The sequence below is a fragment of the Citrobacter sp. L55 genome (assembly GCF_002850715.1).
In the GTDB taxonomy this organism is placed as follows: domain Bacteria; phylum Pseudomonadota; class Gammaproteobacteria; order Enterobacterales; family Enterobacteriaceae; genus Citrobacter; species Citrobacter braakii.
The window spans coordinates 1-21,181 of sequence record NZ_KZ559410.1 but is presented as its reverse complement, the minus strand read 5'-3'; the positions used below and the strand labels follow the sequence as shown (position 1 = coordinate 21,181).

29 protein-coding genes and 1 pseudogene are annotated in these 21,181 nt (G+C 52.7%); 1 reads left to right on the top strand and 29 read right to left on the bottom strand.

The features are described from left to right. Positions 1-8: 8 nt before the first annotated feature. Genes B9P82_RS20105 through B9P82_RS20095 form a run of 3 tightly spaced genes read right to left on the bottom strand, consistent with a single transcriptional unit; the run spans position 9 to position 1,902 of the window. On the bottom strand, positions 9-536 hold the full coding sequence (locus B9P82_RS20105) for a tail assembly protein (protein ID WP_101700814.1): 528 nt from the start codon (positions 534-536) through the stop codon (positions 9-11). Further along, entirely contained in the window at positions 479-1,198 is a 720-nt protein-coding gene (locus B9P82_RS20100; protein ID WP_101700813.1) for a C40 family peptidase, read from the bottom strand. Before B9P82_RS20100 ends, B9P82_RS20105 begins: the two co-directional genes overlap by 58 nt. Continuing rightward, the gene (locus B9P82_RS20095; protein WP_101700812.1) at positions 1,198-1,902 is read right to left on the bottom strand and encodes a phage minor tail protein L; all 705 of its coding nucleotides are present in this window, start codon (positions 1,900-1,902) and stop codon (positions 1,198-1,200) included. The genes B9P82_RS20100 and B9P82_RS20095 overlap by 1 nt, the downstream gene beginning before the upstream one ends. Positions 1,903-2,069: 167 nt before the next feature. Between B9P82_RS20095 and B9P82_RS20090 the strand changes: the two genes are divergently transcribed. Then, positions 2,070-2,306: a hypothetical protein gene (locus B9P82_RS20090; protein WP_053530297.1), complete on the top strand. Its 237-nt coding sequence runs from the start codon at positions 2,070-2,072 to the stop codon at positions 2,304-2,306. Here B9P82_RS20090 and B9P82_RS28300 read toward each other — a convergent pair. The 26 genes and pseudogenes from B9P82_RS28300 to B9P82_RS28690 all read right to left on the bottom strand — a co-directional run. Then, complete coding sequence (locus tag B9P82_RS28300; RefSeq protein WP_125363623.1) at positions 2,260-2,550, bottom strand: hypothetical protein; 291 nt, start codon at positions 2,548-2,550, stop codon at positions 2,260-2,262. The two genes, B9P82_RS20090 and B9P82_RS28300, sit on opposite strands and share 47 nt — an antisense overlap. A 9-nt stretch (positions 2,551-2,559) precedes the next feature. Next, entirely contained in the window at positions 2,560-2,907 is a 348-nt protein-coding gene (locus tag B9P82_RS20085; RefSeq protein ID WP_101700811.1) for a phage tail protein, read from the bottom strand. Positions 2,908-2,963: 56 nt separating this feature from the next. Continuing rightward, a complete protein-coding gene (locus B9P82_RS20080; protein ID WP_101700810.1) occupies positions 2,964-3,176 on the bottom strand; it encodes a hypothetical protein in 213 nt (70 codons plus the stop codon). Positions 3,177-3,219: 43 nt separating this feature from the next. Continuing rightward, positions 3,220-6,132 carry a coiled-coil domain-containing protein gene (locus B9P82_RS20075; protein ID WP_101700809.1) on the bottom strand — a complete coding sequence of 971 codons (2,913 nt, stop codon included), beginning with the start codon at positions 6,130-6,132 and terminating at the stop codon, positions 3,220-3,222. A gap of 57 nt (positions 6,133-6,189) precedes the next feature. After that, positions 6,190-6,831, bottom strand: a complete 642-nt coding sequence (locus tag B9P82_RS20070; RefSeq protein ID WP_101700808.1) for a hypothetical protein — start codon at positions 6,829-6,831, stop codon at positions 6,190-6,192. A gap of 64 nt (positions 6,832-6,895) precedes the next feature. Next, on the bottom strand, positions 6,896-7,567 hold the full coding sequence (locus tag B9P82_RS20065; RefSeq protein ID WP_101700807.1) for a DUF6246 family protein: 672 nt from the start codon (positions 7,565-7,567) through the stop codon (positions 6,896-6,898). A gap of 57 nt (positions 7,568-7,624) precedes the next feature. After that, complete coding sequence (locus B9P82_RS20060) at positions 7,625-8,368, bottom strand: phage tail tube protein (RefSeq protein WP_101700806.1); 744 nt, start codon at positions 8,366-8,368, stop codon at positions 7,625-7,627. Positions 8,369-8,431: 63 nt separating this feature from the next. Further along, the gene (locus B9P82_RS20055) at positions 8,432-8,815 is read right to left on the bottom strand and encodes a phage tail termination protein (protein ID WP_101700805.1); all 384 of its coding nucleotides are present in this window, start codon (positions 8,813-8,815) and stop codon (positions 8,432-8,434) included. Then, positions 8,812-9,252 (bottom strand): hypothetical protein, encoded by a 441-nt coding sequence (locus tag B9P82_RS20050; RefSeq protein ID WP_048223806.1) that lies wholly within the window; start codon positions 9,250-9,252, stop codon positions 8,812-8,814. The genes B9P82_RS20055 and B9P82_RS20050 overlap by 4 nt, the downstream gene beginning before the upstream one ends. Before the next feature lie 166 nt (positions 9,253-9,418). Continuing rightward, complete coding sequence (locus tag B9P82_RS20045; RefSeq protein WP_101700804.1) at positions 9,419-9,769, bottom strand: hypothetical protein; 351 nt, start codon at positions 9,767-9,769, stop codon at positions 9,419-9,421. Further along, complete coding sequence (locus tag B9P82_RS20040; RefSeq protein WP_101700803.1) at positions 9,766-9,999, bottom strand: hypothetical protein; 234 nt, start codon at positions 9,997-9,999, stop codon at positions 9,766-9,768. The genes B9P82_RS20045 and B9P82_RS20040 overlap by 4 nt, the downstream gene beginning before the upstream one ends. Then, positions 9,992-10,165, bottom strand: coding sequence for a 50S ribosomal protein L13 (locus tag B9P82_RS20035; RefSeq protein ID WP_101700802.1), 174 nt, complete (start codon positions 10,163-10,165; stop codon positions 9,992-9,994). Before B9P82_RS20035 ends, B9P82_RS20040 begins: the two co-directional genes overlap by 8 nt. Further along, positions 10,165-10,545 carry a DUF7370 family protein gene (locus B9P82_RS20030; RefSeq protein WP_045332637.1) on the bottom strand — a complete coding sequence of 127 codons (381 nt, stop codon included), beginning with the start codon at positions 10,543-10,545 and terminating at the stop codon, positions 10,165-10,167. Before B9P82_RS20030 ends, B9P82_RS20035 begins: the two co-directional genes overlap by 1 nt. A gap of 2 nt (positions 10,546-10,547) precedes the next feature. After that, a complete protein-coding gene (locus B9P82_RS20025) occupies positions 10,548-10,913 on the bottom strand; it encodes a hypothetical protein (RefSeq protein WP_101700801.1) in 366 nt (121 codons plus the stop codon). A gap of 9 nt (positions 10,914-10,922) precedes the next feature. Then, entirely contained in the window at positions 10,923-12,020 is a 1,098-nt protein-coding gene (locus B9P82_RS20020) for a major capsid protein (RefSeq protein ID WP_101700800.1), read from the bottom strand. A 10-nt stretch (positions 12,021-12,030) separates the two neighbouring features. Next, positions 12,031-12,465, bottom strand: coding sequence for a hypothetical protein (locus tag B9P82_RS20015; RefSeq protein ID WP_101700799.1), 435 nt, complete (start codon positions 12,463-12,465; stop codon positions 12,031-12,033). Positions 12,466-12,468: 3 nt separating this feature from the next. Then, entirely contained in the window at positions 12,469-13,857 is a 1,389-nt protein-coding gene (locus B9P82_RS20010; RefSeq protein ID WP_101700798.1) for a DUF2213 domain-containing protein, read from the bottom strand. 214 nt (positions 13,858-14,071) lie between these two features. Then, positions 14,072-15,052: a phage minor head protein gene (locus B9P82_RS20000; protein ID WP_168188452.1), complete on the bottom strand. Its 981-nt coding sequence runs from the start codon at positions 15,050-15,052 to the stop codon at positions 14,072-14,074. Next, complete coding sequence (locus tag B9P82_RS19995; RefSeq protein ID WP_101700796.1) at positions 15,006-16,457, bottom strand: DUF1073 domain-containing protein; 1,452 nt, start codon at positions 16,455-16,457, stop codon at positions 15,006-15,008. Before B9P82_RS19995 ends, B9P82_RS20000 begins: the two co-directional genes overlap by 47 nt. An 11-nt stretch (positions 16,458-16,468) precedes the next feature. Beyond that, entirely contained in the window at positions 16,469-17,941 is a 1,473-nt protein-coding gene (locus tag B9P82_RS19990; RefSeq protein ID WP_101700795.1) for a terminase, read from the bottom strand. Continuing rightward, positions 17,941-18,456, bottom strand: a complete 516-nt coding sequence (locus B9P82_RS19985) for a hypothetical protein (RefSeq protein WP_101700794.1) — start codon at positions 18,454-18,456, stop codon at positions 17,941-17,943. Before B9P82_RS19985 ends, B9P82_RS19990 begins: the two co-directional genes overlap by 1 nt. Positions 18,457-18,621: 165 nt before the next feature. Continuing rightward, positions 18,622-18,840, bottom strand: a complete 219-nt coding sequence (locus tag B9P82_RS19975; protein WP_101700793.1) for a hypothetical protein — start codon at positions 18,838-18,840, stop codon at positions 18,622-18,624. A 456-nt stretch (positions 18,841-19,296) separates the two neighbouring features. After that, positions 19,297-19,758, bottom strand: a complete 462-nt coding sequence (locus B9P82_RS19965) for a lysis protein (protein WP_101700792.1) — start codon at positions 19,756-19,758, stop codon at positions 19,297-19,299. Then, on the bottom strand, positions 19,755-20,234 hold the full coding sequence (locus B9P82_RS19960; protein WP_101700855.1) for a glycoside hydrolase family 24 protein: 480 nt from the start codon (positions 20,232-20,234) through the stop codon (positions 19,755-19,757). Before B9P82_RS19960 ends, B9P82_RS19965 begins: the two co-directional genes overlap by 4 nt. Beyond that, positions 20,221-20,541: a phage holin, lambda family gene (locus tag B9P82_RS19955; RefSeq protein WP_048220920.1), complete on the bottom strand. Its 321-nt coding sequence runs from the start codon at positions 20,539-20,541 to the stop codon at positions 20,221-20,223. The genes B9P82_RS19960 and B9P82_RS19955 overlap by 14 nt, the downstream gene beginning before the upstream one ends. A 448-nt stretch (positions 20,542-20,989) precedes the next feature. Beyond that, positions 20,990-21,181 (bottom strand): annotated as a pseudogene (locus B9P82_RS28690) (hypothetical protein); the annotation flags it as partial.

Sequence of the window (21,181 nt, the reverse complement as noted above, 5' to 3'; positions counted from 1 at the left end):
TCGCCACCTTAGCTGATTGATTCTGTCCAGTCCTGATTGTTACTTGTGTCAATGCCAAGAGAAATGACATTCGATCCGACCTCCATTTCCCCGAGAAGAATTGGAACCGATCGCCCCTGTCCTACCCTGTTTTCTGCACTGGTAAATGAATTGTTCGTTAATGTATTTGTTTCCGCCGCTTCTGCAGACGTTTTCGTTTTCATATTACGGGCCATATAAATAGAGTACGCAACAGACGCAGCGGCGATGACCAGGGTGGCAACAAGGGCAACAGTTCCCGAAATAGCCCCCTCAATTACCGGAACAAACAACACTGTGGAACCGTCTTTAAGGTTTCTGTCCATATGCCACTGGACGGAATCTTCTGTCACCTCATCACCTGCAACACGCATCCTGATCCGGGAACTAAGAAATGCTTTTTTAAATTCGTGATTCTGGGAAAGGAGTAACCGTAATCCCTGCGCTGGCGTATCAACGTTCAGAGGGACCTGGCGGTAAAATCGGCGTAAATTGCCTGCAAATTTAAAGATGAGCACTGTTCGTGTCTCCATATGGAATGCATCTGCTTAACGTATGCCGGACGCATAGCCTCTCTCCGGCTCAGGTGCCCAGCGTGGTCATGGTGAAGCACCATGTTGTCATCGAGGAGAATCATTGCGTGGCAGGGGTCAGCGCCGGGGAATGGCTGCCTGATAATCACATCACCTGGTTGCGCTTCGCCCGGCGAAACCTGGTGGAAGCCATTGAGCGGCATGTTTTTCAGGTATAGGTTTTCACCACGTAACCACCAACCATTCGCACGCTCAAAGTTCGGCAGGTTAATACCGCACAAATGATATGCGTCTCTGAACAGGGTGTAGCAGTCCATAACACCATGCTCGAACCTGCGCCCCAGCAGGAATGGCAATGGCCTGAACTTCATAATTCTTCCAGCGCACGCAAGCCACCACGGAAGCCCTGTAACCCCTTGCATCTGGCGATCAGAACCAGACAGGAACGGTACATTCTCAGGGTGCGAGTGAAAGACCGCCGTCACCTCTCCTGCTTCCTCGGCTGCCAGCCAGTCATCATCACTGATGCGGAAATGCTTGCCCGGATCGGGGTGCACGTTCCGACAGCGGAACAGCCGATCGCCATCAAGGATTAAGCCGCACACTTCATCCTGCGACGATGCCGCATATTCGAGTAACTCTTGCATCAGGAAACCTTCTGAGAGCCGGGGAAGCTACTGATTGGCATTGGTTCCGGTCGCGGATAACGGAAGCGGCAGCCGCTACGGCGGTGAGAGCACTTGTCTTTCGCCGGGTCCGTGGTTGGATTGTCGCGATCATCTGCAACGGGAGGCCCGTCATATCCACACCCGACGCCGCGATACTGCCACTGGCACACGTCTGCCAGAATAGTGCGAGCCGGGACAATGGCGTTATCGCAGTCAATCGGTGTCGCCAGCGTGTAGGTCACCTGCTCGAACGTCTCTTCCGTCATCTCTTCAACAACGTAGCGGGAAACTGCTTCCTGCGTCGGATCGGCATCAGGGTTACCGTTAGGGAAATTCACCGCGTCCAGGTACTTAACCGGTACCTGACGTCGGGTGATTACCACGCCAAGCATGTCATCAAAGTCATGGTTGATACCCGTCAATAAGCCGGTAACGTTCGCCACCGCCATTGACGGGCGGGCATAAGTGCCTTCGTTCTTTGACTCGAATCCTTCCACTGCTATTGGGTACGCCTGATACTGGTTACCTTTCCAGATAACGTTACCGTAATAGCCATTTGTGCCGGAATGAAACCGGATAAGGTCGCCACCAAAGGGTTGCAGGTCAGCTTCGAACAAATCGATGAATGCGCCTACTCCGGCGTCTACGCTGTCGATAATTAGATTTGCTGGTATGTCGCGCACGGCAAACTCCCATAAAAAAAGCCACCCGGAGGTGGCTACTGATCATTTGTCAGGATGTAAACGATTTGCATTCCTGGATATGGTTGAGGTTCAGCCCGTCAGTGGTGGGACACTGGCGCACTCAGCAACCAGAGGAATGGCTGATTACCTCTGATAAAGGAAATAAAATGGAACAACCAAACAGTTTAGCTGTTCAGTTAGGCGCTTTCGATACTATGCTTCGCGCTATTTTGCACGTAGTTGGTGATGATCAATTGAATGGCATTAAAAAGGAGCTTGAAAGAACCTGGGATTATCTTGAGAAAAACAATCCAAAACCTGCCGCAGCATCGCAGTTTAAAGCTTCAAGAGAAATGGCTATTGGAATGATTGAGCATGAGCTGCAAGTGCGTTCTGCAAAATAGATTCAAGATTAGTATCTTTCCCTTCCCGCTTCTGAATGCCAAGTCGGATTTGGCAATTAAAAGAGGGAGTGCCATTTTTTTCCTCTGAACACAATTGGATAAAACTATCACGAACGGATTCGGCAACATCTTTGGCCTTTTCCGTTCGTTTATCATCTTCCCACGTCGATACCCCTTCAAGTTCGCGAGAAAGCGTTTTTGCTGCTGCTTCAATTACGTGATCAGGCAGTTCGGTAAACTTCATAATAATCTCCTATCGTGGCACTTGTTCAAACGTGGCCGTTAGTTCAAACAGCGGCCCGGTCTTTGTCATATTCCAGGAGCGGCAGACAAAAAGCTTCTGTACTCCCGTATCGGATGGCGTCCAGTAGAACGCCTCTACTGCCATTCGCGCTTTGAGAAATGCCTCAGCATCCTTCGCTGGATTGCCACGGCACGCCCCGCTGACGCCGCGAAAGGTGAGCGAGTATTTATCCATTAACGGATTGATACCCTTCACCTGTCTCTGTTCGTAACCGTCACCGAGTTTAATAACGGCTACGTTCGGCGTTCGCTCAACGGAGTAGGCTTTCTGCGGTGTCCATGTGAAAGTTTCTGGCATGGATTACTCCCAATAAAAAACCCGCCGGAGCGGGCTTGTGTTAATTAAGGCAACTTTCAGAAGCTATCTACAAGCTCTTTCAACTGCTTTTTGGCTTCGCTCAAAATGTCTGCTTCAATCTCTGCCAGGCTTTTATCGCGCTCCAAAGGCAAATGAACGCGAATTTTCACGCCTTTACAGTGGTCTTCATAATTAACAAACACGCTAGCAAGGAGACCTTTTCCACTATCATTGTCGTAGGCCGTGATGTCTTCAATTTGATATTCCATCTAAACTCTCCTTTGTTATAAGAATGCACGATTTTAGCATGCCTTACCTTTTTGTCCTTGGTTGGATTAATCCACCAGGCCGATTAGCCTGATCGCTTATATGGAACAAAGTAACCTGCTTCATCATCTTTGACATCTTCGCCATAGTGGCATCATCAATGCCGCCGGTGGTGTTGATTTCAAAAGTGATGTGCTGAACCACACTGCCGCCGCCACTGCCACTTCCCTGCATATCCCGATTGCTAATCACCCGACCGTTATCACCCGGTATCATGTACTGACTGCCATTGCTGGCCTTGAAGATTTCAGGCTTACCCCTCTCCCCCACGCGATACATGGAACTGGCATCAACCGGACCTCCGTTGTAACGAGCGCCGGCAACTGCCATCCCTTTAGCCGCAAGTAATGACTCCGCATATGATGCCTGACCAACAGCAGCAGCTGTGCCATACGTCGCTATCGAAGCACTAACTGCCGCCGGAGCCCACGCTGAAGCAGCAGCAGTAGCCTGAGCCATTGTTGAAGCGAGTGATGCCGCAGCGGCTGCCTGCCCCATCAGCTGGCTCTTGGCCCATTGCATTCCCATCTCAACCAGCGCGCCAACAACACTGCCAAGGATTGTCGTCCCTATATTGGCGAATGCTTCCTGGAGATTTTGAGTGCCGTTAATCAAACCGGTAATGGCGTTTGTAGCGCCACTCTGGAAGCCATCAATCGAGGAGGCAAGCAATGCATTTGCTTCACTTTGGTTGCGGTATATTTCCCACTGTGCGGCTATACGCGCCTGCTCGTATTCCGTGTCAGCCGCATTTTTAAGAGCAAGCGCATTCTGGTGCGTCAGAACTCCTTGCTGCTCAAACTGCTGAATTAGAGCAAGCTGCTGAATGTGCTGGTTAGCAAGCTGCTGAACAGGGTCTACTGTACCAGCGGCTTCTTGCTGAGGTGTCACAGCTTGCTGGGAGCGAATTTTAGCGAGATTGGCCTGATGGGTTGCCTCAAGACGCTCTGATGCTTTGGCGAACTGCTCCTGACTGATTGTCTTGGCCGACAGCGCAGCATTCAAGTCTTCAACATCCTGCTTATAGCTGACATTCTCACGAGCTTCTGGCAGTAGTTTCTCTGCTGCAGCTTGCGCTTTTATAGCATTCGCTGTATCCCATTTATCTGCAGCATATTTACCCGCTAAAGCAATCTGCTCGGTGGTTGCGCCCTTGCCGAGAGATTGTTGTGCATTGAGTATCGCCTGCTCTCGACTTAATTTCGAAGTTGAGCCTGCAGCCAATTCGGATTGCTGCTTCAGGTTTGCTAGTTTTTGAGCAACATTTTCTTGCTGTGTCGCTAATTTATTTGCTTCTGATGTTGAGTCTTTCGCTTCTTTCTTGCTATTAGCATTCGCTTGGTCTTGCTTATAGGAAGCGAGTTTAACCTTGTAATAATCCCTAAAGGCCTTTGTTCCCTGTTTATACCCCTGTGTTTCGGCATCCCGCCACGCCTTAGCCTTCATCTGAACTTCCCCAGTTTGCCGCGCAATATAAAGCTCCTGTTGGGCAATTCTGAGCGCTTTATCCTGGCTGGATGCCAGATTATCCGTCATTTCCTTAAGTGCTTTTAGTCGTGATGTTGCATCAGCACTTGATTCCATTATTGTCAGAAGACTCTTTGCGTACTCCCTTGCTTTTGCTGCACCAGACGAGTGTCCGGCCCCCACATTCTGCAAGGTTGAGATCAACGATTTTAGTTTGTCATCTGTAGGGCTTTTCGCAATGTCAGATAGTTGTTTGGCAAATTCAAAAGCTTTCTGATCGCTGATATCAAATTTAGAGGCTAGCGCCGCAACGGTGGCAACCATTGAATTCATTGTTGACTGACCGGCTTGACCACTAGATGCTGCTTGTTTCCACGCCTCACTGAAGTCGTTAGTTGTGATATTTAATGTTGATAAGTAATCATTAAATAGCTTTACACTTGCATAACCTCCCCCTAGAGAGGACATTAGCGAATCACCAAAACCAATAAAATCAGTCGATGCTTTTTGCACTTCTTTCGACACTTTGGAAAGCGCCGACTGCAACTCAATCTCCGCCTGCTTTTTCATTAACCCAGCAACGGCAATGTTTGATCTTGCTAAAGCAGCATACTTATCAGATAACGCAGCAACACCATTCTGTGAAACGGTAATAACCTTATCCATGGTCTCTGCTGCATCTTTCAAGGATTCAATAGCGTTTTTACCACCGTTTAGAGATGTGACCAGCACCCCTGTAATAATGGACCCAAGGGCAATTACGGCGCCAATAACCGCCCCCCCCGGACCAAATGCACCAGCTAATTGAGATCCTTGCTGACTGAATGCAACAAGAGCAGACTGCCCTCCCTGGACCTGGATGATAAAGTCTTGCACCTGATAACCTGCCTGCTGCATGCCAGATTTCCACTTGCCAGTGCTTTTAGAACCGACATCCACCCCAGTTTTTAAATCAAAAAGGCGGCCGGTTAATTCGCCAATTTTTTGTTTCTCTTCATCGCTTGCCTTGGAACCGGCACGCAGCTGCGAAGCCAACACAGCAGCACTGCGCGCGCCATTCTCTTGAGCCTCGTCAAGTACAGCCAGTTGGTTCCCTAGCGCTTCAATTATTGATTCAGCACGGTTAAATTCGCTGTTAGCACCACCCGTCCCACTACGAGCCTCTTCCATTGCTCGAGCGATCCCGCTCACATTGGTGTTCAACTTGCGTAATTGGTTGTCCATAGAGTTGGCATAACCAGCAAGCTCGGTGAATGCGGATCCGGTTTGCGATGTGCTCTGATCAAGGTTGTCCATTCCTTTACTGGATGACTTTGCCGCATTATCAAGCTTATCAAGGGCGTCCTCTGCTAACTTGCCACCAATCAGTAGTGGCTCAATATCAGCGCTCACCGTGTAAACGATGCTACCAGCGTCTTTTTCACCTGCCATAATTTTCTCCGGACATAAAAAAACCCCGCCGGAGCGAGGTTTACATTCATCTGTTCTTTACATTCCAGAAAGCGTTTTAGATGTGTTATTTATGCACTCTTTCATAAATGTTGCCCGAGTTGCATTTGTGTTGTTTTTAACACTTTCCACAAATGGGCCATCTGCCTTCATGGCATTTACTGAGGTTATGAATTGAGATTTCATATTTAAAACAACAGTCGGATCTAAGTTGGGGTTTTTTAACTTTATCTTAGCGATGGCGTTATCTGCAGATGCCTCAGCTGATTTGTTAAAGAGAACAACATCTGTAATTTGCTCCCATGAAATCTGGCAGCCTATCTTTGCTTGCTTGTTTGCAAGCGCTACCTTTTCAACACCAGGCCCCGCACATCCTGATAACGCGAGAAATTCATAATCATCAGGAGTGGAGAACGAACCATCAATCACAGTTCTCCCCCCTTGATAAGCAAAAATCTTAAACCCGACGTAACCGCCGTAAGAGTTTTTTGAATTAACTTCACCGCAAACAAACTTCCCACCTTGAGAGTTTGTAATCTCCCTGACACTCTTAAAGTTCGTGCTATCTGGATCTTTCATCTGATTTTTTATTGCACTTTGGGCTGTACCAATCTCGCTAGCAAAACTTGAAGTGCTCACTATGGAACATAGCATTGCTATTATCGCCAAAAATCTCTTCATATCCCTATCCCCTTTGATAAATGTGACAAAAGAGTAGCAGGGATCCGGCAACGACAAAACCAGCTTATGCCAAAGCCTTTTTCCGTCGTGCGGCCTGTTTAGCCAGGTACTCATCGGCGATACTGTCGTATTCTTCGCGAGTGAAGCCTTTCTGGTCAGGGTATTTCGCCGCCAGCAGCATCTGGAATTCGGTCATCGTTAACTGAGAGGCTTCGTCGCGGTTCATGCCGAAGTGGCTGCGTGCCGCGCTGATGTAGTCGAAGGCTTTAAATTCGTTCGTTCTGGCGCCTGTTTCGTGGCGCTGCAGCTGGCGAACCTTTGCCTTTCCGACGACACCGTGCTGCATGAGATGCTGCGCCAGCACGATGATGTCGTTTTTCGGCATCTGGCCCGGGCGGTATACCACGCAGTACCTCCAACCCTTCCACTCGCCGATCATGGGCGTAAGGTCTTCCTCGCAGCACGCCTGCAGCACCAGCATGCTCGTTGATAGCAGCTTCTCAGCAGCGCGATTGAATGATGGGGCCAGCCATTCAGGAAATCGCCCCAGCGTGCCAGCGCACACCTCAATCAACTGAGCAACGTCATTGCCGTGTATGGTGGCATACGCCTGCACAATCTCCTCTGGAGCACCGATCCGCGTCATAGCCTCGAATGATGGCCTGAGCAGGTAATCTTTACCGCCTGCGCGGCTGTCGCTAATAGATAGTTCGCCAATATCGGTTAAAGCAGTCATATGCCTTCCATTAAACAGTCATTATCAAGGGCAGCACGCCGCCCTTTGGAATGTCCGTTAGGTAACGGTGACCGTATGCACAGCCACAAAGTTGCCGTCTTCGGTGTTGACGATGATCTGCGCGCTGCCGGTGGCGACACGTGTCACGGTAACGGTGTTGCCGGAGGCAGTGGCCGTTGCTTTGGTCGCATCGGTAGTCGCTACAGTGAATTCTTTGTTGGTAGCGCCGGTTGGTGCGATGTTCACCGTGAAGGTACTGGTACCGCCCGCCGTGCCGGTGCTGGTTGTCGGAGTTACCGTCACGCCATTAACCGCTACAGCAGTCAGCTCGTTTACTTCGATGGTGCTAGCATCACCGACTTTGAACTCGGTAGATAATGTGACGATGTCGTTGGTGCCGCCGTCAGAACTCAGGGCATTAACGGTCATGTAGCCGACAAACTCCACCGGGCCGTAATCCATACGCACCCAAATGCCGGGCTGTTTTTTAGCCTTCAGCTGCGCAGCAAAGTACGTAATGAACTTGCCGATACCGTACTGGTCCAGTTTGTCCTTTTTACGCACTTCACCTTCAAAGCTGATAGTGAAATCGCTGTTGGTGATGATGGTTTCGACATAGCCGCCGCCGTCATCTGCATCAGATGTAACCGAGTTAGGGTTGAAGTCGAAGCCCTTTGATGTACCCGCAGCCAGAGATTTCCACTCTGATTCTTCAGGTTTTACATCAGGGCAGCCGTCAGCGACCTCCAGCACGATCGCACCGCCGAAAAGGCGCTCGTTCGAGTTAGGGCAGTCAGCCATTTGAAACTCCTCTTTGACGTATAAAAGAAAACCCGCCGGAGCGGGTTATTTGGTTGGGAATGGCTAGTCGCCAAACGTGCAGGCGAACTGGAGTCGGAAGACTATTCGCCCTTCTTCTGTGAGCACCGGCGCTGGGATTGCGCCCATGTTCTGGATGTAGCCGACGCACTCGTCAGCCATGGGGTTGGCCTTGACATAATCGACGATGCGCTGCACGGCATTGAGCGCGTCTTTGCGCTTGTCCTTCGCGCCTACGACATCAACCAGGACGTGATACTCAGAGCCGAGGTCAGCACGGATATTCGAGCCACCGTTTGGTCTGAAGACGATTATGGATTTAGCCAAGTCCTTCGGGTCGTCGTACATCAACTGCTGGACCGTGAAGCCGGTCGTTAGCCCGGCGTCGACGAACATGTTACGCACCCGCTCGTGCATCATAGGCGTCATAGCGAAAGCTCCTTGCGCATCACCGCGTCAACGTTATCGCGCTCATCATTCGCGCCTTTTGTCAGGAATTGCGGCTCGCCATGCGGATCCCAGTAGTTGCCCGTTCCGGTCCCGCCGCCGAACTGCTGCCCGGCACGGGTCGTACCGAAGTGCGCGCGCGGCTGGCCTTTCAGCTTACCTGACGCCTCATGGACGTACGCGGCATAGTTGGCTGAATAGCCAATGCGCCCGGTGATGAACACGCCGCCAGCGTCGATTTCCCGGAACTGGCTGTTAATAAGCGTGGAGGTGTCGATCGGAGTGTAATAGGCTGCCCGGGCACCGATGAGAATCATCGCTGACTGGAGGGCGCGGATTACCTTGCGCCCCTTAACGTCGTTGATGACATCGTTAAGGTGCTTCTTCGCCTGGCTGATGCCCTTCACTTTGATGCCCATGGTTTTCTCCAGGCAATAAAAAAGGCCGCCGAAGCGACCTTATTTTTTCTGATTCTCGCGTAGCCATCGCCACATCTCGTAAATGCTTCTGGAGGAAATCGCGATAGTTGCAACACCGAGAATTATAACTGTCAAGCTGATCCACATCAGAGCACCTCCGTTGAAATCATACGCCAGTTAGTATCGCGTAATCATCAGTCAGCCGTTCGAACGTATCGGCATAGCGGATAACCTGCCGCACCTCGTCGGCACCGGCGACAACCGGGTCCGCTTCGGTCGAAACGCCAATCATCAGGTAATCACCGGCGGCCGCCAGCGCGAACTCCGTCCAGACGGTATTCTTCACGACGATTTCAGCGCCCAGACTAGCTAACTTCTTGCTGAGTCCGCCTTCGTAATCACAGAGGATTTGCTCAGGTTCGGCGTAGCCCAGCGGGTCGCCATATTCGTCATTACCTTCCAGTTTGCGCCAGATGGTCGCAGTGGCGGTGTAAGACCAGTTGGCAACGCTGCTCATAGAGTGAATACCTCCACCTTCTCAACGATTTTGAAATCATCAAGAGGCCGCATCGAGCCTGATTGACTGGCGAGGCGCTTAGCATCAGCCTGCTCCAGAAAGTCAACTTTGGCTTTCTCGTGAGTTTCAGCATGGCGGCCAATAAACTTAACGCCGGAGTCGTTTATCCAGATGAACATCGACCAGTTGTCTTCGCATTTAAACGCATGCACTTCGTATCGTTCAGCCATCTTTCCACCTCAGCACCTTCGCGCCAGTCGCCCGGATGCGCGGGCAGTTGATGAACCACTCGCCATCCGATTTCACGTAGCCGGTAGTTTCCCGCCCGGTATCGGTAATCACCCAGACGCGGGTGAACGAGCGCGGCAGTCCGTGCTTAACTGATTTGTATATCATCAGCAGCCACCGACCACCATGAACAGTCCGACGCTGTTACCGGCGCTGATAGGCAGATCTCCGGTGCATCCGCTGGTATCGAGACGGGCCAGCGAGTCGCGCAACCAGGTAATGCTGTCGTCGCCATATTCAAACGAACGGGACGCGCCAGACGGCGCACCCTGCGATTTGATGCGGCGCGCGCCGGACGACGTAGCCATGAGCGCGGCGGCGTACATCAGGATCAGCTTCGCGGTGCACTCGTCATATCCAGCGCCATCGAGGCACGGGATAATCTTGTTCACCACGCAGAGGATCGGATCCAGCAGCGCGCCCGGGATGGAGTAACCCAATTCACCGAGGAACGCCTGCACGTCTGCCGCTGTGATTGGGTCAGCCATGGTTATTTCGCCTTCTTGGTTGCTTCCGCCAGGGCGGCTTCGGCTTCGTCGGCACGTTTTGTTTCTGCTGCCAGCGCGTCGGCGTGAGCCTTGTCTTTTGCTTCACCATCGGCGATTAGCTTTTGGTTCTGCTCCAGCGCGTCGGCGAGTTGCTTTTGCAGGCCAGAAAGGTCTGCCGCCTGCGCGGACGGAGTTGCCACTTCGAAGGAAAGCTTCTCGCCTTTCTTCTTGTCGGTTTCCTTCGCCTTGCCAGCGCTGATCCAGCGCTCAGCTGTTGCATCGTCCACATCCACCACTGAACCAACCTCCAGCTTGCGGAGGCTGGCACCGGCGTGCAGGTTGCTTGCCACGATTTCTACCAGTGCCATGATTTATCCTTAGCTTGATGCGTGAATTACGGAGTATTTGTTGTTGATGTCCTGCTTGACCATCAACCCCATTGCACCCCAGGTGCGCCAGATGTAGTCGCTGTTGTACTCCGGACGCGGAGATGCAACGGTACCGATAGCCTGGCCGACGATTGGAGCAATGACGCCAGCAGACAGCGGAACGATGACGATTTCGTTACCTGACAGTTGGCTGTCTTCTTTAATCGCCGCAACGCCGGTCAGCTTCAGGGTTTCATCCATGATCGTTCCGGACTGGAAGTTGTCGGAGAAGTAGCGCTCCAGGTTGGAGATGATTTCGCCGGATACATACCAGGTCTGCTCTGCATACTGGTTGTTTATGCGACGCATCTGATCACGAAGCGCGATTGCCCCGGCGCGGATAGCCTGCGACGTTGCTGTGCCAGAGGTGAAATCGATGTTAAGGCCGGAAGCCCCAAGGTCGATCTGTGCTACACGCTCATCGTCACGCAGCCCTTTCCAGGTCAGGCCGTCGAATACTGCAAAGTTGCCAGCCTTATCGCGGAAGCCGTTGAAAATGTAGTCAACGTAACGACGCTGTACATCTTCTACAGAACCACGCTGAGCATCCGACTGCGACTGCAATGCCTGCGGGCTGTTGAAGATCGGATCACGCCATTCGAACTTAAAGCCAGAGTCGTGAATAGGCACCATGGTGCCGTCGAAGGAATAGCTGCGGGCATCGAGTGCCGCACCGACCTGTCCGGACATGGAAGTGTGAGCCCAGCCGCGACCGCCGGTACGAGCGTAATCGTAACGGGATTGTTCGATGCGAACTGAGCGGGCCAGCGGCATCAGATCGTTCAGCAGGGTGAACTCTGTATTCGGCTCGAACTGCTGCAACACGGTTGTATCGAAAGCGCGATAGAGGCGGCGGATATCGTCAACTGCGTTCACAGCATCGAGATAAGGGGCGTTTTCTGCATCGCCACGGAACTGAGTGCGCGCCAGAAAATCAGCAGCAGCTTGCGCGCTGGCGTTTCGCTCAGCTTCGAGAGCGCGCCATTGCGCCTGGTTAACTGCGAGGTTACCGGTCTTTTCGCCGATAGACTTGGAGAATACAAACATTCAATGCTCCTTACTTGAACACAACGCGAATCAGATCACCGGCCGCCGCTGTGACAGCTTTATCTTCTTCAACGTAAGCGAATACAACCGCATCAGCCACTACAGCCGTGACGCGACCATTTGCAACAGCCACCGGCTGCCCCTTTGTGTAAGTGCCAGCAGCAGCGCGCACGTTCAGGAACATGCCAGGAAGTGGATGAATGCCTACAACCATTTCGTTGGTTGCGATCGCATCATCAACACTCAGGCAGCGCAGGTAGTCTTTGTTTGCCACGTACTTAATCGCAGTTTCTGCCCCTGCTACCGATGCAGTGAACTTATCTGTAGTGCTGAAGAACCCAACGGTACCAGGCAGAGTAGATGCAGCAGCGCCGCCTTCTCGGTTGAGTAGTGGGTTGGGGAATACGCCACCGGCGTGGATGATATGCTTTCCGTCTTTAGCCATTTTTTACTCCGGCATTTCGCTGACTGATTGGGTGTTGGTTGCCTGGTGGCGGAATGCACCGTTCAGGCCGAAGGAGGTATGGCACTTGGCATACATAGCGTCGAGCGCCTTACCGTCCAGATCCGCGACTTCTTCATCGCTCATGTTCATCGCCAGCTTCACAGCTGCGCGCTTTTCGCCTTTCTCTTTGTCGGCGTTCTCGTTCAGGCTGTTGAAAACGACGTCCACGCGATCGGCGAGTGTTTTCGCCCACGCTGGCATCTCTTCGTTATTGGTGACCTGCTCTTTTTTCTTGGGCTTGCCGGTTTCCGGGTCGATTTCTTCATCGCCTTTTTTCTTGGCGGTGGCTTCTTCGGCCTTCATCTGGTTGTATGCGTCCATCAGCTCGGCGTCGGACTTGCCTTCAGTCGGCTTACCAGCGGCTTGCAGCGCATTGATAATCAGTTCTTTCATCGGATCGTTCTCTCCGTTGGTTTTAATCTCGTACTCAGTGGGTTTGCGCACGACTTCTACAGGTTCGCCGACGAACACGGCCTTGCCGTCATCATCGATGAGGTACTTCTGCTTCAGGTATTTGGTGTCATTGCGGTAGATGAAGCTGTCCGGCCACACCGTTTCAGGCCAAAGCCACTTATCTTCGGCGTCACCCTCGCGCAGCTTGTCGCTGATAGCGCGGGAGATGTCGTCGAAAGAGAAGTTGGAGGCATTGGTGAAGAAGAATTTTGTCTTGTTGAGCAGGCCGTCGCGGGTGCAGTCGATACCATCAGCCAGGCGGGCAACTTCGATCTGCTGCTCATCACCTTCTGAGTTAACGAAGATGCCTACGCCCTCTTCTGGCGTTCCAGCGCCAGGCTCATCAAGCAGCACCGCAACATGGTCAAACATCATGTTGGTGGCGATCTCGTTGTACTTTTTGCCCTTCGACTCGCCGTTGGCGGCGATACCGGAATACAGCAGGCCGGTGGAGATGTGGATCGGGTCGGAATTGGTTCCGGCCAGCATCTCATCCAGACGGTTAATCAGGCGCTTGCCCTTCTCGCTGGATTCGGCGTACTGCCGGTTAACGTACATGTCGCCAGTCACCTTCCCACCTTCGTGGCTGACGTTCTGCAGCCAGGCGCCAACGTGGTATTCGTTCACCGCCCGGACATCGCGCGCCGACACGTGCTTACCGTCCACTTTGGGGTGGCCCAGCGGCATCGGGTTGCGCTCAAGCGTGTTGTAGGCCTTTTCGATTTCGGCTGCCGGGTACAACTTCCGGTTCATCACGATATCGTCCACGACAGGCGTGATGCCGCGAACCACGATATGTGGCTTGCCGTCGATGGTTTCAGTGGTGATGTTTGAAGCGGAGTTGACGACGGTCAGCACGTTAACGCGGTTGCGTTTCATGCTGGATCCTCGTTATTGGATAGTTTTGTGTAGAGCTCTGACGATAGTTTTTACTTGGCGCACGTTGCCGCGGCCTTGCGACTTAATAACTTTGCGATCACCTACCTGCTTCATCATCGCTTCGACGCCGCCGATCTTAACGTGAGTGCATGAGATATCGCCATGTCGCTTCGATTCGAAATATACTCCGCTCATATGGGCCTCATTGGTTGGTTTAGGCTGCTTTAGCCCATTGTTTACGTTCGGCTGCCAATTTATCAGCCAGCCCCTCATTGAAGATGCTGCCGTCGTCATTAAGCAGCACCGGAATCTGGCTGCAGTAGCAGTTGTACCTGTTGCCGCTCTCGGCGTAGAAGTCCCGCACCTCTTCGGTGGTGTAGACTTTGCCGTGGCGGCTTGCGTGCCAGGTGCGCGTTGTGGGCTTGAGCGCTGACAGCCACAGCAGGCCAGTGTTCAGCCCCAGCCTGTCAGCAGCCCAGTCCGTTTCGTTCCATTGCGCTTGCCGCAGCGCGCCGACCTGCTCAGTCTGAGCGATGGTCTTCGCCTTCGACATGCTGACATCGAGGCGCTCACTGATTACGCTTGCAGTCTCGCGAGGATTCACGCCGCGCGCTACCGAGTCGGTGATGATGTTGGTCAGGTCGCCGCGGGCTGTATCGCTGATGACCTTCCAGTCACTGAACGTTGTCAGCCTGGCCGCCGCCACCTGATTAAGGTGACCTGGGCTGTTTAAAAGCTGCTGTAGCGTCGTCTGGCTGGCGTACACCTGCGACTGAACCGACAGGTTGGTGAAGGCGTTTAGCGTGCCGCGGTCATACTCCGCAATGACGTAGTCCATCGCCCACAGGTTCTGGCTGCCGCCATCGAGAAGCTCATCATCCAGAATCGACTGAACTACCTGCAGCAGGTCGGCTAGCTCAACGGCGGTCATGTCATATATGAACTTACCGGCATTGACCTGATACAGAGAAGGTTCTGCACCTTCGTTGTTGCACATCATCCATGACCGCTGCGCGTTCGCCTCTCGCTGCTGTCCTGTCAGCCTTTGGTCAAAGAGTGCCTTTAGCCTGCGCTTAATGTTCAGATACCGGTCTTCGATATCGCTGAACATCCGGCTGACCTGCCGCGAGGACTGCGTAGGGTCAGCTTTATTGCGCGGTACGATTGGAGTCCCGATTCTGGTTTGCGCTGTCATCATCATCTGTCAGCGGATCCTTATCGGTTTGCTTTACATCAGGGTTAGGTGGCGACACGACCTTGCGAGGCTCCAACTCACCGACTGCGCGGATTTCGTTTTCATCCACCGCCGGTGTGCCGTATGCCTGCTGTGTATCTTTCGCCACGACGGCCATTGCCTGCATGTTGGCAATCTTCTCTTTTTCGCTCGGCGCGAGCAGATCAGACCATGCCAGTGTGACCTCTCCGGATGATGGCGGATCTATGACGCCTACTGTCCAGAAGCGTTCAAGCACGCTCTCGATCACCGTCGACTGGAATCCCCAGCGGCGGCCGTTACAGCGCTTCGCCCAGTCTGTTTTATCCTCATCGGAAGCAAGTCGCCCCGTCTGTTGACCAAACAGTATGGTGAACGGGCACTGAATCGAAGATGCAAACTCGTTGGCGGCCACTGTCCAAGTCGGGGATGGGTCTGCCGCCGCAACGGAGAGAACAGACGGCGTGCCGGCCTGCATAACCAGGGCCGCATCCGTGCCACGGTTCATCTTGGCGACTTTGTCGTTAAGCGCCTCGCCCAGGTCTTTGTAGCCAGATTCCGTGGCTTGCTTTGACAGGTTCGCAATGTTGGTTTCTTTGTCGAACGCAATCCCGAGCTGGCGACTTGCATTCTTCAGGAACCCCTCGGCACTACCGCCAGATACCTTTTCAAGGTCTAGCAGTTTGTTGTAGCCCGCGCGCAGGAAAGGTACGCCAGACAGCATATTTTCGTCTTCCGAGCCTTCGCAGAGGATGATGATTCTCTCTGGGTGCACGGTAACGCCTCGCACAGGGCCGTACGTACCATCATCACCAACTGGCTGCTCGTTGAAATTGTACGAAACTGGCTGGCCGTACGTTTCTGAAAGCGTGTCGGTATCGAAGTTGCCCGGCTTGATCTGCGATTCCCACGCGGGAATCAGCTTAACAATGGCCTTATCTTTCAGTCGTGCAACCACCGACCTGTCTACCGGTTCACTCCATTCCCTTCCGTCGCGGAACTGAATAAGCAATGCCGAGTACCGGCCAACGAGATTGCGGCGATCCGCATCCTTAATTTTAGGCCAGTGCTTCTTCAGCAGCTTAGTGGCTGACTTCTCCCAGTCCGTTGTCTCGGTTGACTCCTTTCCGTCGTCGCCGTCGATGATCGTCGGGTTATCAACCCAGCACGAATCGAGAAGCTTATGGACTGCGGCAAATGCCACCGCGTTGCGCTCGTAGGCCCGGTAGTAGCGGTCGAACTCGAGACTGTTTGGATAGCCGAACTCATCCCACAACTTCGTGCGTTTGGTGTTTCCCGGCTGGCCCGCGTACATCATGCGCTGTCGCCCGATAGCATCAGCAAGGGCATTAACGAGGAACTGTTCCCCGGTGCTTGATTCACTCACTGATGAGCTCCTTAGAAGAATACTGCGCCGACCTGCTTGTGGTTGTTCTTCGCTACTGAAAAGTAACGGAAGCTGTCAGCACCGTGTGATGTGAAGTCATGAAGCGGTTTATCTTTCCAGCACCCGCGCTTGTCGTCCCACTCCTTGCGGTAGCCTTCCAGGTGAGATATGCCCTCGGCACATTTCTCCTCATCGAAGACGCAGGACGGGAGGATTTCACGCACCGACTCAATGCCGGTATCGACACCAGTTTTGGGGACAACATTGAAGGTCATCGAGTAAACCTGGCCGTCGATTTCATAACCTTCCTGCGCGAGCTCTTTGCGCGATTTGGCATCAGCGCCGAACTCGCGGTTCTCAATGTCGTGCGGCCCCCAGTGCTCGCCATACTCATAGCCGCGGTCTTTCAGCACCTTCATGTAGTGCCTCAGCCCCTCGCCGGAGTTTTCGTAGTAGTCGATGATATGGAACTCTTCACCTACCTCGCGAACGAACCAAATCGCCGTGGAGTCTCCCACACCGATATCCCAGAACGTGTGTACCGGCAGGTGTGAGTTATCCGGGATTTGGCCAATTCGCTTGTTGGTGTAGAGCCAGCGGAACTGCTTGGCGTAGTAGGCGCCCTCGACCGACTGCTGGAACGCCTCGGCCGGAATGGTCGGGTATTCGCGCTTCATGTCGTCGCCGAGCGTTTTCTCTTTGGCGTAGTACCAGGCCTTCTGGCGGTCGTTTACGACAACGCCGTGCTTCGCCTCCATTTCAGCGAAGTACTCAAGCAGGCGCACCGGCAGCGTTTCAACCGGGTCGATTGCGTACAGCGGATTCTTCCACCAGGAGAAGAAGAAAAACTTCCAGTCCAGCGCGGATAGCGGTTTTCCCTGTAGCAACGCCTTCTCTGCAGTCTGGCAGTAATCGAAGAAATACCCCGCCCGGCCCTCCGCCGTGCTCTCGATAGTGGCGAAGCATCCGGTTGATACCGCTTCAAACGCACCAGTGACGATTTCACGGGCTTTATCCGGATACTTGGCGCATATCTTCCCGAACTCGGAAACGTGCAGGTAACGCAGCGTACCACCACGAAATGACGTGCTGACGTAGAGCGATCCGCCCTTCTTGAAGACGAGTTCTCCGGAAGAGTCATTGCTGGCCGGGTTGGCCGCCTTTATCTCTGCGGGCAGCTTGTCGTATGCGTACTTCACCTTTTCGCGGAACAGGCGCTTTGCATCATTCAGCGTGTGGGCAATCAGCGCGCACTTAGCCGACTCGAACAGGGCCGCGTCCAACTGAATGATGCACACCTCAGTTGTGATACCGAGCTGACGAGCCTTAAGGATGATGTTGCGGGTGTGGATCCCCTCGAAGTATTCCCGTTGTTCAGGCGTCATCCTGAAGCGCGTTGGCTTTCCCTCTTTGTCGGTGATCCAGTAAAGATTGTTAAGCCGCCAGTCTTTATCAGCCAGCAGCTTGAGGTGCTCAGGTTTCATTACGCCCCCTGAGACAGTGAATCCATCAGGTTAGACAGGTCATCAACCGTCTTATTGCCTTCTTCGGTGTCAAGGTTATACGCCTTGCGCTCAGCGTTTATCACTTTGATTTGAGCATCAACACCGGCAGTGATCGAGCGAGACATTGAGGCGTGGTTTTCTTCCGTGATATCTGCATCTTCGAGGAAGTCGCGGAGCTTATTGGTGATGCCGCGCCATGCCGACAGACTTTCTCGATGAGCCATGACTACAGCAGCCGCCTCATCGGAGGCCTGGTCAATAATCTGCTCATCAGTAACCACTGGTGACTGGTTACCGTCTTTGGTTACCGACTTGGTTACCTTGGCTTTGGTTGCCGCCCTGACCTTTTCTGTCAGGTCGCGCTGCCATCCTTCTTTGTTCGCTCTCTTCAGGATGGTGGCGTGGTTAACGCCATGCTTTTCACCGATGGCCCTTACTGACAATGAACCAGCCCGGTAAGCCGATTCAATGGCCTCCCAATCTGGTTTGCTCATTGGTTACTCCGTTATTTCTTTACAGGCTCATACTTCAGCTTCTGGGTAATGCCATGCTTAACGAGGAAGTTTCTCACCTTTTGGTAGTCAGGCTCGCAACGCATCATCAGGCAGAAAACTGTCAGCGTCCTTAGGTAGACAGGAACCCACCACCTGCTTTTGATTTCAACTGACAGTCTGCACATCGCCATTGCTTTCTTCCTCTTCCGTTACTGGCGTGAACTCCACGCGCTTTACATCGGCAGGAGCGAAATACAGCCATTGGCCCGTCTCGGTCGCCAGCGGCACAAAGCCGTTAACCAGCTCAGGCTGACGGCGTGACATCTGGCCTTTGTACTCTCCGCCGTCGTTCGTCGTCAGTTTGATGTTGTAGATGTCGGACATGATTACCTCTTTGCCTTGTCGCAGCTGTTGCCCTGCTTCTCAGAAGTGCTTAGCCACTTACGGCTTACCCGTCAGCAAGATTGATCACCTCGCTTATTCAGGTGCTCAGTTCATTATCGAAGCCCCTCAGTGAAGAGCTTCTGTAATGCCTACAGCAGTGGACTGCATAGCGCGCCGGTATTGCGAGGGTGGCACCCAAAGACGTTAATCTTCTCTCGGACGCTTTCGCTGCACATTCGCTCTACGATTCGCCAATCAGCCTTTTCAGGCAGGGCATGGTTAGCGGTGGAAAAGACTACGCGTTCTACCACACGGCGGAGAGTGCACAGCGCTCGGCTTACACTGAAATGATCGAATGAAATGGATGCGACAAACGCCCAGCACCCAGTTAGGAAAGTGAAGATGCGCGTGTAATTAGCCATGTATTACTCCTGTTTATTGGTTATCAGTACCCTGTTATTTGAGGCACTGTTCTTTGATGTAGTCATGCAGATATCCGACCTGCTTCGTCACTGTGGCGATTCGCTCTCTGAGGGTGAAATAATCCCGTTCAGCGGAGTCAGTAAGTCGGGGGCCGGAAGCATCGCCCAGGCCGCCGGTGCTGGTCGTTCCGTTCGCGGGACATCTGGCGTTGACGTGCAGCCCACACTTGCCATCGCGAACACAACGCTGCAAATCATCAAGCTGCTTTTTCGCATCAGCCAGTTCTCCGGTGTATTTGGCATCAAGCGCAGCGACATCACGCTGACGGGTCTGCATGTCTTTTATGGTGGCATTCGCCAGGCTGAGCTTTTCAGTGGCTTTATCGCGCTGTTCTTTGTAGGTGATCGCGTTGTCGCGGTAGTGATTAACAGCCCAGCCAAGAGATACGATGACGCAGACGACAACGGCAAAGATGATTGCGGTTAACCTGCTCATGATTTTGGCTCGTTTACCGTTCCGCCAGCTTCTTTGAATTTGGCGATAAGGTTATCTGCTTTGTGCTCAAACTGACCGTATCCTGCCCCGGGTAGTGATGCCCAGATATTGCTGCAGCGATCGATGGCCTGACGGATGTCACCAGAGTCGATTAACTCAAGTGCTCGGCGTTCTTTAATCTGCTGCAATGCAACAGCATCCTGACTGGCAGGAGAGAAATCTTTCAGACCGAGTTGTTTCCGGTATGCATCCCAGTAACGCGCCAGCAACTGATAACGACCGGCGGCGGTTGATTTAATCTTCAGACGTGGTAGGTCGACTAACTGGCGAGGATGGTCTGAGTAGTCGGAGAATAGCGCACCTCCAACAATCACATCGTAGCCGTGGTTCTTTGTCGGTTGTCGGTCATTGTCAGTGCCTTCTGACCACGCCAGCATGTCGAGGAATGCTTTCCGCTGAGGGTTAATTGCTTGCATCATCCACTCCTACCTTCTTGGCGGTGAATTTCTTGATAAGCGATCCAATTGAAGCGGTGCCGAGATAACCAATAAACACACTGCCGATATAGGCAAGGTTTGTACTCAGCCCAATGAATACGAGAATGTCTCTTACGAACCAGGCAAACATCGCGCACATCAACCCATCAATAAGCGTCTTTGATAGCGTGTCTCCGTTATAGCGGCCACGCAGATACGCCATGATGAATGCCAGAATCGCGCCAATGCCCTGCTCTTTGGCAGCTAACAAAGCAGCGATAAAGTCTTGTTTGTAGGGCATCTTCATAGTCTCTCTCCTCGCAAGTGAAGCGGGAGCTGTGTGTTTGTAGAGAAGCGCCTCACCCATTGCGTTCAAGGAGTAAGTGGTTAGCTGTATGGATGGGCGCGAATAAAAAAGCCAGCGGCGCGGCTGGCAAGATGAGGGTAGTGCGTTGAGCTTTCGCTCTTATGTTCCTGGTAGGAATTTGGGCAATAAAAAAGCCCCGACATTTCTGCCAGGGCCTTTTTCGTTGGGTGGGTAACCGCAACTCTTTTGCGTTAGAACTCTTGCAANCCTCTCAGCTTGCGATGGTTGGAGTACCAGACGATGCGTCGAAGATACCAACTAGGGGGTTCAGTGGTGCGCGCCGCCTCGCTTATCTCACCACCTCGCTCTTTCGCCTTTGACGTCCGAGCATACATGGAAATATACACTTCTATTTCCCGAAATCAAGATATTTACAAAATATTTCTACTTATGCTGCAATTTCTGGAATCTCCTTCTCCATTTCGCGCCTCATTGCGTAAAACATTTCCGCATCGAGGACGTTCTCGCACCACACAACGCGCTTACGGCAATATTGAATATCAGCACCAGTGTGGTATTGAATTCGTCGAGCGATGTCTTGCGTGTTGTTGCAATCACAATATCGTCTAATAGCTACATC

What these genes read in the sequence shown, in the direction of transcription:
- B9P82_RS19985 (WP_101700794.1), bottom strand. Translation starts at nt 18,456, where the DNA reads ATGAGCAAACCAGATTGGGAGGCCATTGAATCGGCTTACCGGGCTGGT.
- B9P82_RS28300 (WP_125363623.1), bottom strand. Translation starts at nt 2,550, where the DNA reads ATGAAGTTTACCGAACTGCCTGATCACGTAATTGAAGCAGCAGCAAAA.
- B9P82_RS20020 (WP_101700800.1), bottom strand. Translation starts at nt 12,020, where the DNA reads ATGTTTGTATTCTCCAAGTCTATCGGCGAAAAGACCGGTAACCTCGCA.
- B9P82_RS20050 (WP_048223806.1), bottom strand. Translation starts at nt 9,252, where the DNA reads ATGGGCATCAAAGTGAAGGGCATCAGCCAGGCGAAGAAGCACCTTAAC.
- B9P82_RS20060 (WP_101700806.1), bottom strand. Translation starts at nt 8,368, where the DNA reads ATGGCTGACTGCCCTAACTCGAACGAGCGCCTTTTCGGCGGTGCGATC.
- B9P82_RS20035 (WP_101700802.1), bottom strand. Translation starts at nt 10,165, where the DNA reads ATGATATACAAATCAGTTAAGCACGGACTGCCGCGCTCGTTCACCCGC.
- B9P82_RS19960 (WP_101700855.1), bottom strand. Translation starts at nt 20,234, where the DNA reads ATGCAAGCAATTAACCCTCAGCGGAAAGCATTCCTCGACATGCTGGCG.
- B9P82_RS20040 (WP_101700803.1), bottom strand. Translation starts at nt 9,999, where the DNA reads ATGGCTGAACGATACGAAGTGCATGCGTTTAAATGCGAAGACAACTGG.
- B9P82_RS20090 (WP_053530297.1), top strand. Translation starts at nt 2,070, where the DNA reads ATGGAACAACCAAACAGTTTAGCTGTTCAGTTAGGCGCTTTCGATACT.
- B9P82_RS20080 (WP_101700810.1), bottom strand. Translation starts at nt 3,176, where the DNA reads ATGGAATATCAAATTGAAGACATCACGGCCTACGACAATGATAGTGGA.
- B9P82_RS20015 (WP_101700799.1), bottom strand. Translation starts at nt 12,465, where the DNA reads ATGGCTAAAGACGGAAAGCATATCATCCACGCCGGTGGCGTATTCCCC.
- B9P82_RS20025 (WP_101700801.1), bottom strand. Translation starts at nt 10,913, where the DNA reads ATGGCACTGGTAGAAATCGTGGCAAGCAACCTGCACGCCGGTGCCAGC.
- B9P82_RS20000 (WP_168188452.1), bottom strand. Translation starts at nt 15,052, where the DNA reads ATGACAGCGCAAACCAGAATCGGGACTCCAATCGTACCGCGCAATAAA.
- B9P82_RS20075 (WP_101700809.1), bottom strand. Translation starts at nt 6,132, where the DNA reads ATGGCAGGTGAAAAAGACGCTGGTAGCATCGTTTACACGGTGAGCGCT.
- B9P82_RS20065 (WP_101700807.1), bottom strand. Translation starts at nt 7,567, where the DNA reads ATGACTGCTTTAACCGATATTGGCGAACTATCTATTAGCGACAGCCGC.
- B9P82_RS20100 (WP_101700813.1), bottom strand. Translation starts at nt 1,198, where the DNA reads ATGCAAGAGTTACTCGAATATGCGGCATCGTCGCAGGATGAAGTGTGC.
- B9P82_RS20030 (WP_045332637.1), bottom strand. Translation starts at nt 10,545, where the DNA reads ATGGCTGACCCAATCACAGCGGCAGACGTGCAGGCGTTCCTCGGTGAA.
- B9P82_RS20010 (WP_101700798.1), bottom strand. Translation starts at nt 13,857, where the DNA reads ATGAAACGCAACCGCGTTAACGTGCTGACCGTCGTCAACTCCGCTTCA.
- B9P82_RS19975 (WP_101700793.1), bottom strand. Translation starts at nt 18,840, where the DNA reads ATGTCCGACATCTACAACATCAAACTGACGACGAACGACGGCGGAGAG.
- B9P82_RS19955 (WP_048220920.1), bottom strand. Translation starts at nt 20,541, where the DNA reads ATGAAGATGCCCTACAAACAAGACTTTATCGCTGCTTTGTTAGCTGCC.
- B9P82_RS20070 (WP_101700808.1), bottom strand. Translation starts at nt 6,831, where the DNA reads ATGAAGAGATTTTTGGCGATAATAGCAATGCTATGTTCCATAGTGAGC.
- B9P82_RS20085 (WP_101700811.1), bottom strand. Translation starts at nt 2,907, where the DNA reads ATGCCAGAAACTTTCACATGGACACCGCAGAAAGCCTACTCCGTTGAG.
- B9P82_RS20055 (WP_101700805.1), bottom strand. Translation starts at nt 8,815, where the DNA reads ATGACGCCTATGATGCACGAGCGGGTGCGTAACATGTTCGTCGACGCC.
- B9P82_RS19990 (WP_101700795.1), bottom strand. Translation starts at nt 17,941, where the DNA reads ATGAAACCTGAGCACCTCAAGCTGCTGGCTGATAAAGACTGGCGGCTT.
- B9P82_RS19965 (WP_101700792.1), bottom strand. Translation starts at nt 19,758, where the DNA reads ATGAGCAGGTTAACCGCAATCATCTTTGCCGTTGTCGTCTGCGTCATC.
- B9P82_RS20045 (WP_101700804.1), bottom strand. Translation starts at nt 9,769, where the DNA reads ATGAGCAGCGTTGCCAACTGGTCTTACACCGCCACTGCGACCATCTGG.